The 13,382-nt window shown below is 38.1% G+C and carries 12 protein-coding genes; 2 read left to right on the top strand and 10 right to left on the bottom strand.

Annotation, left to right across the window (positions count from 1 at the left end; all coding sequences use genetic code 11):
• Window positions 1-84: 84 nt before the first annotated feature.
• On the bottom strand, window positions 85-1,629 hold the full coding sequence (locus tag LQV35_RS00340) for a methyltransferase regulatory domain-containing protein (protein WP_230055885.1): 1,545 nt from the start codon (window positions 1,627-1,629) through the stop codon (window positions 85-87).
• Between the two features lie 100 nt (window positions 1,630-1,729).
• On the opposite strand from LQV35_RS00340, the gene LQV35_RS00335 reads away from it, so the two are divergent.
• Together LQV35_RS00335 and LQV35_RS00330 are read left to right on the top strand one after the other, a co-directional pair.
• Entirely contained in the window at window positions 1,730-2,887 is a 1,158-nt protein-coding gene (locus LQV35_RS00335) for a cation:proton antiporter (protein ID WP_230055884.1), read from the top strand.
• Window positions 2,884-3,690, top strand: coding sequence for a 3'(2'),5'-bisphosphate nucleotidase CysQ family protein (locus LQV35_RS00330; protein WP_230055883.1), 807 nt, complete (start codon window positions 2,884-2,886; stop codon window positions 3,688-3,690). The genes LQV35_RS00335 and LQV35_RS00330 overlap by 4 nt, the downstream gene beginning before the upstream one ends.
• Before the next feature lie 2 nt (window positions 3,691-3,692).
• Here the strand turns inward: LQV35_RS00330 and LQV35_RS00325 are convergent, their stop codons facing one another.
• The 9 genes from LQV35_RS00325 to fliG all read right to left on the bottom strand — a co-directional run bounded on the left by LQV35_RS00325 (window position 3,693) and on the right by fliG (window position 13,381).
• Complete coding sequence (locus LQV35_RS00325) at window positions 3,693-4,844, bottom strand: DNA adenine methylase (RefSeq protein ID WP_230056715.1); 1,152 nt, start codon at window positions 4,842-4,844, stop codon at window positions 3,693-3,695.
• Window position 4,845: 1 nt separating this feature from the next.
• The gene (gene serC / locus LQV35_RS00320; protein WP_230055882.1) at window positions 4,846-5,922 is read right to left on the bottom strand and encodes a phosphoserine transaminase; all 1,077 of its coding nucleotides are present in this window, start codon (window positions 5,920-5,922) and stop codon (window positions 4,846-4,848) included.
• A 10-nt stretch (window positions 5,923-5,932) separates the two neighbouring features.
• Entirely contained in the window at window positions 5,933-7,099 is a 1,167-nt protein-coding gene (gene xseA / locus LQV35_RS00315; protein WP_230055881.1) for an exodeoxyribonuclease VII large subunit, read from the bottom strand.
• A gap of 34 nt (window positions 7,100-7,133) precedes the next feature.
• Window positions 7,134-7,847 carry a bifunctional demethylmenaquinone methyltransferase/2-methoxy-6-polyprenyl-1,4-benzoquinol methylase UbiE gene (ubiE, locus tag LQV35_RS00310; RefSeq protein ID WP_230055880.1) on the bottom strand — a complete coding sequence of 238 codons (714 nt, stop codon included), beginning with the start codon at window positions 7,845-7,847 and terminating at the stop codon, window positions 7,134-7,136.
• Window positions 7,848-7,850: 3 nt separating this feature from the next.
• Window positions 7,851-9,203, bottom strand: a complete 1,353-nt coding sequence (locus LQV35_RS00305) for a CYTH domain-containing protein (protein ID WP_230055879.1) — start codon at window positions 9,201-9,203, stop codon at window positions 7,851-7,853.
• A gap of 59 nt (window positions 9,204-9,262) precedes the next feature.
• Complete coding sequence (locus LQV35_RS00300) at window positions 9,263-9,673, bottom strand: Fur family transcriptional regulator (protein WP_230055878.1); 411 nt, start codon at window positions 9,671-9,673, stop codon at window positions 9,263-9,265.
• A 62-nt stretch (window positions 9,674-9,735) separates the two neighbouring features.
• Complete coding sequence (gene dxs, locus LQV35_RS00295) at window positions 9,736-11,550, bottom strand: 1-deoxy-D-xylulose-5-phosphate synthase (protein ID WP_230056714.1); 1,815 nt, start codon at window positions 11,548-11,550, stop codon at window positions 9,736-9,738.
• A complete protein-coding gene (gene fliH / locus LQV35_RS00290; RefSeq protein ID WP_230055877.1) occupies window positions 11,550-12,359 on the bottom strand; it encodes a flagellar assembly protein FliH in 810 nt (269 codons plus the stop codon). Before fliH ends, dxs begins: the two co-directional genes overlap by 1 nt.
• Window positions 12,356-13,381: a flagellar motor switch protein FliG gene (gene fliG / locus LQV35_RS00285; protein WP_230055876.1), complete on the bottom strand. Its 1,026-nt coding sequence runs from the start codon at window positions 13,379-13,381 to the stop codon at window positions 12,356-12,358. The genes fliH and fliG overlap by 4 nt, the downstream gene beginning before the upstream one ends.
• Window position 13,382: the final 1 nt, after the last annotated feature.

The following is a 13,382-nucleotide window of genomic DNA, read 5'->3' as shown; positions in this document are numbered from 1 at the left end:
CAACCTGTCCTTTGGTTACTTGTATACCATATCGGACAAAGTCGAAAAAACTTTATAGCTAAATATAAAAAATTTGCAAAAATTTTAAAATTTTTCTAGAAAGTACGAATTTTCAAGCTTTTTAGCCACTTCGCTAGCGTAAATTTCTGGGTTAAACTCATTTAAATGTTTTGCGTCTGGCTCATTTTTGTAAATTTCATAAATTTTTTCAAGCTCTTTTACTATGTCATCAAAGCTGTTTTGCCCATCAAAAAGAAGTGCTGTCCTAGCACCCAAGGTATCTATATGAGTCTTTGAGTTAAGCTGTGTGGCTAGCAACATAACTGGCTTATGTGTGTTAGCAAAGTATCTAAGATAGCCTGCTACTCTTGGCTTTAGTCTAGTTTTGCCCTTTTCATACTTTATATGGCTAAATTTTTGTGTGGATAAAAGCGTGGCTGGGTTTGCCATAAGTGCCAAAAAAGCATTGATGTTATCATCGCTAATGCCAAGCTCATCAATACTGATACTAGCTGGATAAGCGTCATAAATTTTGGCAAAAATTTCATTAAACTGCGGGCTTAGGGGCTCATCATTTATACTATAACCATCTTTTGTTTTTTCAAGCTTTGCGATGATGTGAATGAGTGAAATTTCATCAAGGCTAATGTTTGTTTCAGACTCTTCATTTAGCTCATCTTCGTGCATGACAAGGCTTTTGCGAAACGAGCGATTTAGAAAAAAGTCACGCATTTGCTCGCGGTCGATACGACTTTTATAAGTTTTGTTTATATGCCTATCAAATCTAGCAACGCCAATACCTGGTGCAAAAACATCATCAAGCGTACTTTCAACCAAATACCCAAGCCCAAAGTCGCTTAAGCGGTTTGCAAATTTGTAAAAAAGCTGTGCTTCGTTTGTCGTTTCAAAAAACTCGTGCAAGATGTAGTAGTCGTTTTTACTATCTTTTAGTATCGAACGGACGAAATTTAGCTGGGTAAGTAGCAGCTCTTGAGTTTGTTTTAGAGCTTCGTTGCTTTTAGTGTGAAAATTCATACGCAAAAACTCACCCATAAAATTTAGCTCTCTTTTTGCAACATCAAGGCGTTTTATGCCGTTTTTATCTTTGGCACAAAACATCATATAATCACGCAAAGTATCAAAACTTTTCCAGCCCGGATAGACATTGTAGGATATAAATGCAATGCCATTTTGTTTTAAAAGTGTCTTTGTAAGCGCAAGAAAGGCGTCTCTAACATTTTTTCTAACCCAACTATAAAAGCCATGGGCGATGATGTAGTCAAATTTCCCAAGCTCTTTTATCTGCTCTGGACTTAGTGCCATTATATCGGCTTCAATAAGATGAAAATTTTCAATCCCCATCTGCTTGGCGATGGCATTGCCAGTATTTACCTGTATGCTTGATATGTCGACACCAACAACCTCAGCGTCTGGATAGGCTACTGCAAGTGGCATGATATTGCCACCAAAAGCACCGCCGAGCTCAAGCACTCTAGCCTTACGAACTGGTGTTGGCTCAAGACGCAAAAATTTGCCTATCGCATGCAAGCGAAGTACCGAGCTATCGTGAAAGGCTGCCGAAAAATAGGGCATCTCATCGTAAGAGCTCTTTACTTCAAATGACTGCATTATCTTGCCTTTGTTATAAATTTTATGAAATTATAACGCAAAAATCTTGTTTTTAACAAAAAAAATGTATAATAAAAGCAAATTTAACACGGGAAGAAACTTGCAAGAGAACGGACTTTATATACTTTTAACGCTTGCGGCGATCATTTTTGCTTCGCCTTATATCTCCAAAAATTTTCGCATACCTATTGCGCCAGTGGAGATAATGCTAGGCACTATCGCTGGCTATCTTGGTCTTTTATCACACAATGAACTTTTTGACGCGATAAGCGAGGCTGGCTTTTTCTTTTTAATGTTTTTAGCAGGCATGGAGGTTGATCTTAGGATCTTTTTAAATGCGGATAGAAAAGTTTTAAAACTAGGCTGCATATATATCGCGCTTTTATATGTCATCGCAACTTTTTGTATGTTTGTATTTAAGCTTGATCCGCTTTTTATCATCATCATACCGATAATGGCTGTGGGCATGATATTTACACTATTTAAAGAGTATGGTAAAGATCAGCAGTGGCTAAATTTAAGTATGCTAATAGGCGTTATCGGCGAAGTGGTAAGTATCACGCTACTAACGATAACATCGGCTTATTTACAGTTTGGTGGGAGCTGGGACTTTTGGCTTAGCATTATCTATCTACTTGGGTTTTTGCTACTTAGTGGGGTTTTATTTAAATTTCTTGGTATTATTTTTTGGTGGTTTCCAGGCTTTAAAACTGTGCTTATGCCACAATATGACAAAAACGAAAAGGATATACGCCTAAGCATAGCCGTATTTCTTGCTGTGTGTGCGCTGATGGTATTCTTGCGACTTGAAGTTGCATTTGGTGCTTTTATCGCGGGTATGATAATCGCTACATTTTTTGACCACAAACAAGACCTACCACACAAGCTTGGTAGCTTTGGCTTTGGCTTTTTAGTTCCTATATTTTTTGCTCACATCGGCTCAACGCTAAAAGTTGAGACGCTTTTTGTTGGTGAAGTTGTGAAAGAGGCGATATTTATAACAGTGACGATGATAGTATGCAGACTTGTTGCAAGTATAGTTTTTATAAATATCTTAAAGATAAAACAAATCGTTATCTACGCACTTAGCCACTCTATGCCACTTACGCTTTTAATCGCCGTTGCAACCATAGCTCACAAGTCTGGTAGTCTAAGTGATGAGTTTTACTCATCGTTTGTTTTAGCAAGCTTATTGCAAGTGCTATTTTGTATGGTTACGATAAAAATTCTCGTAAATTTTAAATCCAAAAAAGCATGACAAACTCTGAGCTTTTAGATCTTGCAAAAAGTGCCGCTATAGCCGCCAGCAGTGCTATAAAACACCATTATAAAAGTAGTTTTGAAGTAAGCTTTAAAAGCGATAACTCTCCGCTAACAAGTGCTGATATAGCAGCAAATGAAGCGATAATGCAAATTTTAAAACGCTCAGATATTGCCATTTGCTCTGAAGAAGAAATTTTAGACGAGAAAGAGCGCACGAGCGCAAAGGCTTTTTGGCTAGTCGATCCACTTGATGGAACTCGAGAGTTTATAGATAAAAATGATGAGTTTTGCGTATGTATCGCACTTATAGAGCAAGGCAGTGTAGCGCTTGGTGTGATAATGATACCGATGAGCAATGAGCTTTTTTTTGCAAGCAAAGATGGGGTTTTTGCTCAAATTTTAGATGAAAATGGCAAAATTTTACATCAACGCAAACTTGAGTACACAAACAAAAATAGACAAATTTTATACACAGGAAGACGCTCAAAAGCTATCCGCGAGCGCAAGATAGCTAGCGAATTTAATCTAAACTTTACACAGATAGGCTCTGCTATAAAATTTGCAAAAGTAGCACAAAATGGCGGCGTATATGCACGCTTTAGCAACAGCTCACTTTGGGATATAGCAGCTGGCGAAGCGATAGTAAAATTTAGCGGCGGGATAATGTGCGATATAGAAAATTTTGCGCCGATAAACTATAGTGCAAAAAGTCTTGAAAGCCCGAAATTTATAGCTATTAGCAAAGAAAACTTAGCACAAAAAGATGAAATTTTAGCCCTAGCAAGAGAGCTTTTATAACCTTATCTTTTTTTTAAAATATATAAAAACTCACTTACATGGATATTTCTTGAGCTTAAATTTCTACTTGCCCTAAATGTGTTGTATCTTTGCTCAATGGTTTTTACACTTCCGAGCTTAGCCAAGTTGTGTTCAAACTGCTCTTTTGAGATAAATCCTTCGCTGTTAAAAGAGATAAGCACGATACGAGCCTTTAGGCACTCTATCAGGCTAAAAAAGGCATCAGCGGCATTTGCTTTTTGGTTATAAACAGAGCGATTCCAATCTTTTGCGATACCAGAAATTCGCGAAATTTCAGCTGGTCGCTCGTTTTTTGCTATCAAATTTAACATAAAGTAATTTGAGCTGTATGGATGTTGATTATATGGTGGATCAAGATAGACAAGATCAAGCGTATCAAGCTCGTTAGCAAGGGCATTTGCATCGGTTTGATATATCTCGTAAGGTACGCTAAAATTTGAAAAAACTGGTGTTTTTAGCGTTATGTCCCCAGTGATACGCTTTAAAGCATTTTTAGCCTCGCCTCCAAACTGTCCGATACCTTGTTTGTTTTTATAAAAGCCCTTAAATACACCACTTGTATTAGCATGCAAGCTTGCCTCATAAAGCAGTGGGGCGATAAAAAATTTACGCATATCAAGCGGTAACTCATCTATCAAAGCCCTTGCAGTGTCGATAAATATCGCATTTTTTCGGGTATAAAAAACTCGCTCATTTGGCTTTATCGCACTTTCATCCTTTGGGGCATAAAGCTCGGTTATAAAATTTGGCTTCAAGCTTGCATTTACTCGCTTTACAAATGCCTTATTTGAAGCTTTTAAATGCGTTTTAAACTCATCATCAACATTGCAAAGATAGCACTCATTAACTATACGAGAGTACAGCTCAAGATCATTTGCCAGGATAAAGCTTGCGTGTTGTTTTAAGTACCTAGCCACGATACCAGAGCCACTAAAAAGATCTGCACAACTAAGCTTTTCTCGTCCAAGCTCGCTTTTAGCAAATTTTACACCTTGTGCGATTAGCCCAAGTAAGGCTCGCTTGTTGCCAAGATAAGTTAAAATTTGCTCTTTTAAAAAGGCTGGATTTTCAGCTTTTAACCCGGTTTCTGTAAAAATTTTAAGCTCTGTTTGGGTGCTATTTTTACTTGGCATTTCACCCATTTTTGCGTGCAAATTCTTTCATAAAATCAGCTAAAACTTCCACATCGTTTTGACTTACCGCGTTATATATCGACGCTCTTATGCCACCAACTAGTCTATGTCCCCTAAGTCCAAGCATATTATGGGCCAAGGCGTCTGCTACAAATTTAGCCTCCAAAGCCTCGCCACTAGCTATGTTGTAGCTAATATTCATCACAGAGCGGTGTGCTTTTTGCGCGTGTCCTATATAAAAGCCATTTGAGTTATCTATCACATCATAAATCGTCTTTGCCTTGGCTAAATTTCGCTCTTTAATAGCAGACAAACCACCTTGATCGATAAGCCACTGCATAGTTAAATTTAGTAGATAAATGGCAAATGTTGGCGGTGTGTTGTAAAGCGACTTTGCGTCGGCATGAGTTTTGTATCGTAAAAATGTCGGCACATCATTACGCCAAACTCGCTCTATTAAATCTTTTCGTATAATGATAATACTCACGCCACTAGGCCCTGCATTTTTTTGAGCTCCGCCATAAAGTAGTCCGATGTCGCTAAAATCAAGTGGTTCAGAAAAAAAATCGCTACTAGCATCAATGACAAGTGGTGCAAATGAGTGCGGCAGGGTTTTATACTGAGTACCGTATATTGTGTTATTTGTGCAGATATAGGCATAATCAGCATTGTTGCTAAAATTTACCTCTGGAATGTGGTTAAATTTCTCACTTTCACTACTTGCAACAACACTTACATTTACGCCCATAAGTCTGGCTTCTTTTATGGCTTTACTCGTCCAAACCCCTGTATTTGCATACTCTGCGATACCGCCTTTATAAAGGTTAAAAGGTATCATCGCAAACTGCAAATGTGCCCCACCTTGCAAAAATAAAACTTCATATTCATCGCCGATACCATAAAGCTCGCGTATCTTGGACATCGCACCAAAATGCACTTCCTCGTAAGTCTTGCCCCTATGGCTAACCTCCATAATAGACGCGCCCTCTCCGTGAAAGTCGGTAAATTCGGCTTTGGCTTGCTCTAAAACACTAAGTGGCAAGCCAGTTGGTCCCGCGCTAAAATTTATCTTTCTCATCATCGCTCCTTTAGTTAGTTATCGTCGCTTCTCTGCTGCCATTTTGTGACACTAGGGTTATTTGCGTGCCGTTTTCTAGGCTCATTAAATCTGCATTTTGCCCATTTATGCGTACCTGTACCATATTTTTTGTTATCTCATAAAACCCACTTCTTGCTTCAAAAAGCGCATGTAGCGTTTTGATATTATTTTCAAGGGCTAGAAATTTAATATTAAGAGCATTGTCAAGTCGCTCACTAAGGCGTAAACAAAGTGAAATTTTATGTTCTATCTTTGCTTTTAAGGCATTTGGTGAAAGCTTTGCAGTTAGTAAAACTAGCTTGTTTTCAAGTAATGCAAAACGCGAATTTAAGGTATTTTCCAGTTTATCATCAAGCTCATCAAGATACTGCATAAAGCTACTCTCATCAGGCAAAAGCTCAGCCATCGCGGCACTTGGCGTTGGTGCACGAAAGTCAGCTACAAAGTCGCTTATAACATAGTCTATCTCATGTCCTATCGCACTTACTACTGGGGTTTTTGTGGTAAAAATTTCCCTAGCAAGCCCCTCGTCATTAAAACACCACAAATCCTCTCGACTGCCACCACCACGAGCAAGCACGATAACATCTACACCGTATCTATCAGCTTTTTTAAGAGCATTTATAAGTGAAGCTGGCGCAGCTTGACCTTGTGTAAGAGCATCAAAAATAAAAATTTGTGCCATCTGCCACCTAGCAGCAGTGATACGAAGCATATCTTGCAAAGCAGCAGAAGTAGCGCTTGTAACAAGTGCAATGCGTCCTGGGATATATGGTAGAGGTTTTTTATGCATGGCACTAAAAAGCCCCTCTAATTCGAGCTTTTCTTTTAGCTGTTTAAAAGCAGTCTCAAGAGCCCCCTCTCCATCAACTAAAAGCGTACTAGCTATAAACTGATAGCTTCCACTTGGTGCATAAAGTGAAATTTTACCTCCTAAAACCACGCTCATGCCATCTTCAACTGCAAATTTAAGCTTTGAGTTTGCCCCCTTAAACATCGCACAAGAGATACTTGCGTTTTCGTCTTTGAGACTAAAATACCAGTGTCCAGAGCCGTGTTTTGTAAGGCGTGAAATTTCTCCGCGCACCTCAACATAGCTAAAATGAGTCTCTAGCAAGGTCTTTGCTTGCTCATTTAGTTCGCTAACGCTTAGCATTTTAACCCTTTTAAATTTTTTATATCAAACAAACTCAAGAACGCACCTTTTTAGCGATAAAAAGTGTTGAAATATCCATACTAAATCCCCTGCAAACTTCAACTTCAAACCCAGCCTCATAAAGCTCGTCACAAAAAGTTTTTGCATCTAAAAAGCTTTCAATCGAACTTGGTAAATATTCATATGCCTCTTTATTTTTGCTAATAAACCCACCTATAAACGGTAAAATTTTTGTCAGATAAAAGTCTCGTAAAGCCGTCACAAAGCCACTTTTGTTGCGTTTAGTAAATTCTAAAACCACAACATATCCGCCCATTTTTAGCACTCTGTTAAACTCAGCCAATGCCTCTTTGCGGGCTACGACATTGCGTATGCCATAACTTATGCTTAAAATTTCAGCACTTTCGTTTGTTAAAGTTGTCTTGTCCGCAAAAGCTTGGATAAACTCAAAGTTAGGAAATTTTGAGCGCGCAACATCAAGCATGCCACTTGATGGATCTATGCCAGTGAGTTTAGCTACATGCACGCCATACTCTCGCGCTATCTTGCTCCAAAGCCCCATCATATCGCCAGTCCCGCATGCCACATCTATGATACTAATGCTTTGTGCGCGATATTTATTTAGCATATATCTACACGCAAATTTACGCCAGCTCACATCTACGCCCATGCTTAAAACGCGATTTGCCACATCATATGTAGGGGCGATATCATTAAACATTTCGACTATTTTTTCTTGTTTTTCCATATTTTATGCCTTTTTATAGTGATTTTTAAGCTCTTTTGAGCCTTGCAACACCGCTTTAATAAACTTTTTAACGCTCTTTAAAGTCTTTGTGCGAATTTTATAAATTTTAGCATAAATTCTTACGCACTGCTCATCAGCTTGCTCATCTTGCGGTAGTTTTTGCACTAGGGTTAGGATATTATCAAGCTCTTTTAGCTCTTTTAGTCTTTTTATAAGCTTGTTTGCACGCTCTAAAATTTGTCCACTAAAAGTGGTACCACGAAATCCTTGAAATAAAATTTCCACCCTTTCAAGCTTGCTAAGTAGAGTAAAAAACTCATCATTTTCGCTTTGTTCACCTATGCCTTTTGCGAATTTCGCCGAGCTTATAGCATAAGATCTTGCTCTTTTTGCAAGAGATATTTTAAGGATTTCATCATAATTTTTTGCAACAAAAAAATCACTCGTATCGCTTAGAAAAATTTCCCAATCTTTTAAAAAATTCTCATTTTCAATGGCCTTTTTAGCATTTTTTATCTCAATCTCAAAGGCATTTTCAAGAAAAAATTCAAGCCAAGCAGCATTTTTAAGCTGATCTAAAAACAAAAGTGCTTTTAAAATTTTGATACTTTTTTGGCATGAGTTAAGAAGTTTGGTAAAATTTGCTAAAAAAAACTCAGATGTTTTCTCATCAAAAATATCAAAAAATAGCTCAAAAGTTATCTTTGTTAGAGATATTTTCTCATATAAAGTAAGAAATTTTTGCTCGTTAAACTCGTTTTTAAGATCCTCTTTTAAGGTTAAAATTTCCATCAAGTAACAATATAAAAGTGAGCAAACTGCATCTTTTGTCCGTAAATTTCTAGGAAAATTTGGGGCTATCATAAAAGTTTTAAAAACTCTCAATGCTTCAGCAAAGTCAAAATTTTCAAATATAGAAAGTGGAGTTAAGTTTTGCTCGTTAAATTCTCTTTCAAGTGTAACTTCACGAACTATAAAATTCGTTAAAAATTTTGGTGGCTTGAAAAATACACCGTAAAGCTCGTCATTAAAAGCTATCTCTAAAATATAAAGCCCACTAAGTTCGCCTTGAAAAACTTCAATGTTACATAAATTTCCATTTAGTTTAAAGCTATAAATTTGTTTTGAAATTATGCTAGATGAGTCGTTTTTTGCAGCCATAAACTCATCTTGCCTAATAGGCAACAAGTCGCTATCTCTTTGGCAAAAAAACTTATCATCAGTTTTTATAAATTTGACAGAATTTGTGTAAAAATATGAGTACTTTAAGCTTTTAAAAACAACTCCCCAAGAGTTTAAAAGCTCCAGCAGAGCGCCATCTTTGAGTAGAAATTTGCGTTTTATATCCAAGCTCATCAAGCCTCCCTGAAATTTTATAATATTTTATCAGGTTATGGCTTAATGTGCGTTTTACTTTAACGACAATGTTTGCAGTTTTTAACAGTAGCAACCACGCTTAGGTTATCAATAACATTGCCAAGTTTTCTCTCAAGACCTTCCTGATAGGCATCAAGCCCCGCCTCAGCATGCATGACATCTTCAACATGCCCACATCCTTGGCAGACAACATGTATATGCGGATGTTCGTATATGTCATATCTTGATTTTTGGTTTACAACATTTACCTCAACAACCAAGCCTTCATCTTTTAAGGTATTTAAATTTTTATAAACTGTTGCCAGCGAGATAGATGGGTTTTCAGCCTTTATCTCTTCGTAAAGCTCATCAATAGTTGGGTGCATATGTTTATCAAGCACCTTAAGAACACTGAGTCTTTGAGGCGTAACTTTGAGATTAAACTGCTTTAAAAGTGAAACATGTTGCATGACAATCCTTTGATTTTTGCAAGAATATAACAAATTTTTACTTAAGGTATTATTAATTAATATTATTTATCATTTAATAACTTTTTAGAAATTTGCTCCACACTAAGTCCCAAACTATCCTCCACAAGCGATGTTGCGCCATGTGTTATAAACTCATCAGAGTACTCAAAACTGCTTATAGCTACATCATAAATTTTATGCTCTTGCAAAAATCCAGCCAAAATTTCACCAACTCCGCCCCTTTTTGCACTATCGCTAAAAATAAACCATTTTTTACAGCTCTTAGCAAGTTCTAAAAGCAAATTTTCATCAAGCGGCTTAACAAAGATAAGATCGATCAAATTTACGCTCATTTGGGTATTTTGCATAACCTTATATGCCTTACCAACACCATTTCCATAACCAATAAATGCCACATCACTATCATTTTTTACTAACCACTCGCCCTTGCCCAAGGCTGGCAAATTTGGCGCAAATTCATCGCTTAGTAAAAATGCACCACGAGGATAGCGAAGAGCCTTTACACCCTTGCTTGAGTAGGCAAATTCCATACAATTTCTAAGGCATTGAGCACAGCGCGGCGCTAGGATAGTGACATTTGGAATGAGGTTAAAATAGCTAACATCAAATGCCCCTTGATGAGTTTCTCCATCCTCGCCAACTATGCCAGCCCTATCCATCGCAAATGTTATATCTAAATTTAATATACAGGCATCATGTATGACTTGATCAAAGGCTCTTTGCATAAATGTTGAATATATCACCACAAAGGGCTTAAAGTTCTCTTTTGCCATAGCAGCCATAGAAGTTACAGCGTGCTGCTCAGCTATAGCAACATCCCAAAAACGCTCTGGAAATTTCTCTATTAGCATATCCATTCCAGTGCCAGTTGGCATCGCAGCAGTGACGCCCACGATATCACTATGCTCTGCTGCCATCTTTAAGAGATGTTCTCCAAAAACTTGTGTGGCTGACTTTCTGTCTGCTTTTTTTATAACTTCGCCCGTAACAACATCAAAAGGCCCTACACCATGCCAGTTTGCAAGATGTCCCTCAGCCTTTTCATACCCCTTGCCTTTTAAGGTTTGTGCATGCACAATGACTGGTTTTTTCATAGCTTTTGCTGTGTTAAAGGTAGAGATAAGTTCTTCAAGATTATGCCCATCAACAGGACCTATATACTCAAGTCCAAGCTCTTCAAAAAAAATGCCAGGCGTTATAAGTCGTATGCTCTCTTCGGCTCTGCGCGCCATATAAGAGGCCGACTCTGGCATATAAGAAAGAAGCTTTTCTACGCCGCTTTTAAATTTTTGATAAGCCTCGCCAGCCATTATGTGACTAAGGTACTTGCTAATAGCACCTATTGGCTTACTTATACTCATCTCATTATCATTTAAGATGATAACACATGGATATTTGCGATCTCCAAGCTCATTTAGCGCCTCATAAACCATGCCAGCACTCATAGAGCCATCGCCTATAAATGCTATTGGTAAGCGGTTTTCGCCTTTTAAGCTTATAGCCTTTGCAGCACCTACCGCAAGTGATATAGAGGTCGAGCTATGTCCTGCTATAAAGTAGTCAAAATCACTCTCTTTTGGCTTACTAAACCCACTAAGACCCCCAAATTTACGCAAACTTTCAAACTCATCCCATCGATCAGTCAGTAGCTTATGCGCATAACTTTGATGACTAACATCAAAAATAAACGGATCTTTTTTAACATCAAACACATAGTGCATAGCCACAATCAGCTCGACTGCACCGATATTTGAACTAAGGTGCCCGCCATTTTGACTCACAACTTCTAAAATTCTCTCACGCAACTTTACACAAAGCTCTTTTAGCTCTTCTTGGTTTAAATTTTTTACATCTATCAAATCAAACTCTTTAATTTTTCAAGTCTAGTTTCAAGCGAGCCATCGATATTTCCCGCCTCACTTATGATAACCACACCGCCCTTACTAATAGCATCATCTGCCTCGATATTTACATGGGCGTTTTGTTCAAACTGCTCTTTTAGGAAATTTGCATCAGCCGGGTTTACTCTTAGAGTGATATTTTTTGCCTCTTTTAGCTCGCTCATAAGCGACTTTGCAAGTGCAAAAGCAATATTTGACGAGCCAGTGCTAACCTCTTTTGCGATAACTTGAGCGGCTACATTTACAGCTGTGGCACCAAGTTCATCTTCAGTTTTTTTAAGAAACTCTTCAAAGGTGTTATAAAAATTTGTAAGTTTACTAACAGATGAGCCAAAACGCTCATTAAGTGCCGCTAGTTCGGCATTAAAACGCTCGCTTTCTTGTGCTATACCTTGCGCGATACCATCCTCTTTAGCCCTTGTTACTTCTGCTTCAAGGCGTCTGTTAAACTCAGCCTCTTGATTTTCAATTTGCATCTGAAGTTTAATAATGTTACCGCTAAGCTCATCCGTTTTTTTAAGAAGTTCTTCAACAAAACCAGAGTCAAATCCAGCCTGAACCACCTGTGGCTGGGCTACATCTTGGGTGTCGTTTGGCAAAATTTCTGGCGAACTTTGATTTGCCTTTTCATTTTCTAAATTTTGTTCATAAACACGCATGGTTTCAGCATCGCCCTTGCCTTCGCTTGAAAGTAAAACCTTAAAGCGATAGTTTTCTACAAAATGTCCGGCTGTTTCTTCGTTTGTTATGACGCTACTTTTCATTCTATCATCTCATCTGCTTCGCCAACTTGGAAGACGCCTTGCTCTGCTAGAGCTTGCACTGCTTCAACTATACGGCGTTGAGCCTCCTCAACATCCTTAACACGCACTGCTCCTAAAAATCCCATCTCCTCGACAAAAGCATCTGCTGCACGCTGAGACATATTGCCAAGGAATTTTTGCTTAAGCTCATCTCCAGAGCCCTTGAGTGCGACCATAAGGTCTTTTTTATCAATATTTTTTAAAATTTCTCTTATCGCGGTAGCATTAAGTGTGTTAATATCCTCAAATGTAAACATAAGCTCTTTAATCGTTGTAGCCAGTTTTTCATCCGTTTTTTCGATATATTCGATAGTTGTCTTGCTAGCTTTTTGTCCGAGTCTATTAAGCATCTCGGCAACAGCCCTAGGTCCACCGACCTCAACTTTATAAGATGTAAGACTTTCAAGCTTAGTCTCAAGAACGGTTGAAACGCGTTTAATAACTGATGGACTTATATCGCCAAGATTTGCCATCCTAACCACGACATCACTTCTAAGATCATCAGGCAAATAGCTAAGAGTCTCAGCGGCGCTTGTTGCGTCCATATGAGCAAGGATAAGAGCGATAGTTTGCGGGTGCTCTTTAACGATAAAGTCAGAAAGTTGCTGAGGCTTGATCTTGTTAAGATAGCCAAAGCTTTTATTATTTTCCATACTTTTTGCAAGGCGATCGAGAATTTTTTGCGCTTCATCTGGTGGGAAAGTCTTATATAAAATTTCTTTTGCATATTCAAGTGAGCCAGATTTTACATACTGATTTGACTGCATAAGGGCATAAAATTCTTCCAAAATAGCGCCAGCTACAGCTTTGTCGATATTTCTAGCAGTAGCTATGTAGCCAGATACATCGGTAATAATATCAATATCCATATGTGAAAAAAGTAAGCTTGTAGCCTCTTCGCCGAGCTGGATAAGCAAAATTCCTATCTTCTCAGGCATAGAAAGCTCTTCGTAAACCGCCTTTTGTTGATCATTAAGTTTCATC

Origin of the sequence: Campylobacter suis (assembly GCF_905120475.1) — a bacterium.
Classification (GTDB): Bacteria; Campylobacterota; Campylobacteria; order Campylobacterales; family Campylobacteraceae; genus Campylobacter_A; species Campylobacter_A suis.
This window is presented reverse-complemented; position numbering and strand designations above follow the sequence as displayed.

Bases quoted from the DNA above. Each gene is read 5' to 3' on its own strand.
- LQV35_RS00340 (WP_230055885.1), bottom strand. From the start codon at position 1,629: ATGCAGTCATTTGAAGTAAAGAGCTCTTACGATGAGATGCCCTATTTT.
- LQV35_RS00305 (WP_230055879.1), bottom strand. From the start codon at position 9,203: ATGAGCTTGGATATAAAACGCAAATTTCTACTCAAAGATGGCGCTCTG.
- xseA (WP_230055881.1), bottom strand. From the start codon at position 7,099: ATGCTAAGCGTTAGCGAACTAAATGAGCAAGCAAAGACCTTGCTAGAG.
- LQV35_RS00330 (WP_230055883.1), top strand. From the start codon at position 2,884: ATGACAAACTCTGAGCTTTTAGATCTTGCAAAAAGTGCCGCTATAGCC.
- serC (WP_230055882.1), bottom strand. From the start codon at position 5,922: ATGAGAAAGATAAATTTTAGCGCGGGACCAACTGGCTTGCCACTTAGT.
- fliH (WP_230055877.1), bottom strand. From the start codon at position 12,359: ATGAAAAGTAGCGTCATAACAAACGAAGAAACAGCCGGACATTTTGTA.
- ubiE (WP_230055880.1), bottom strand. From the start codon at position 7,847: ATGGAAAAACAAGAAAAAATAGTCGAAATGTTTAATGATATCGCCCCT.
- fliG (WP_230055876.1), bottom strand. From the start codon at position 13,381: ATGAAACTTAATGATCAACAAAAGGCGGTTTACGAAGAGCTTTCTATG.
- LQV35_RS00325 (WP_230056715.1), bottom strand. From the start codon at position 4,844: ATGCCAAGTAAAAATAGCACCCAAACAGAGCTTAAAATTTTTACAGAA.
- LQV35_RS00300 (WP_230055878.1), bottom strand. From the start codon at position 9,673: ATGCAACATGTTTCACTTTTAAAGCAGTTTAATCTCAAAGTTACGCCT.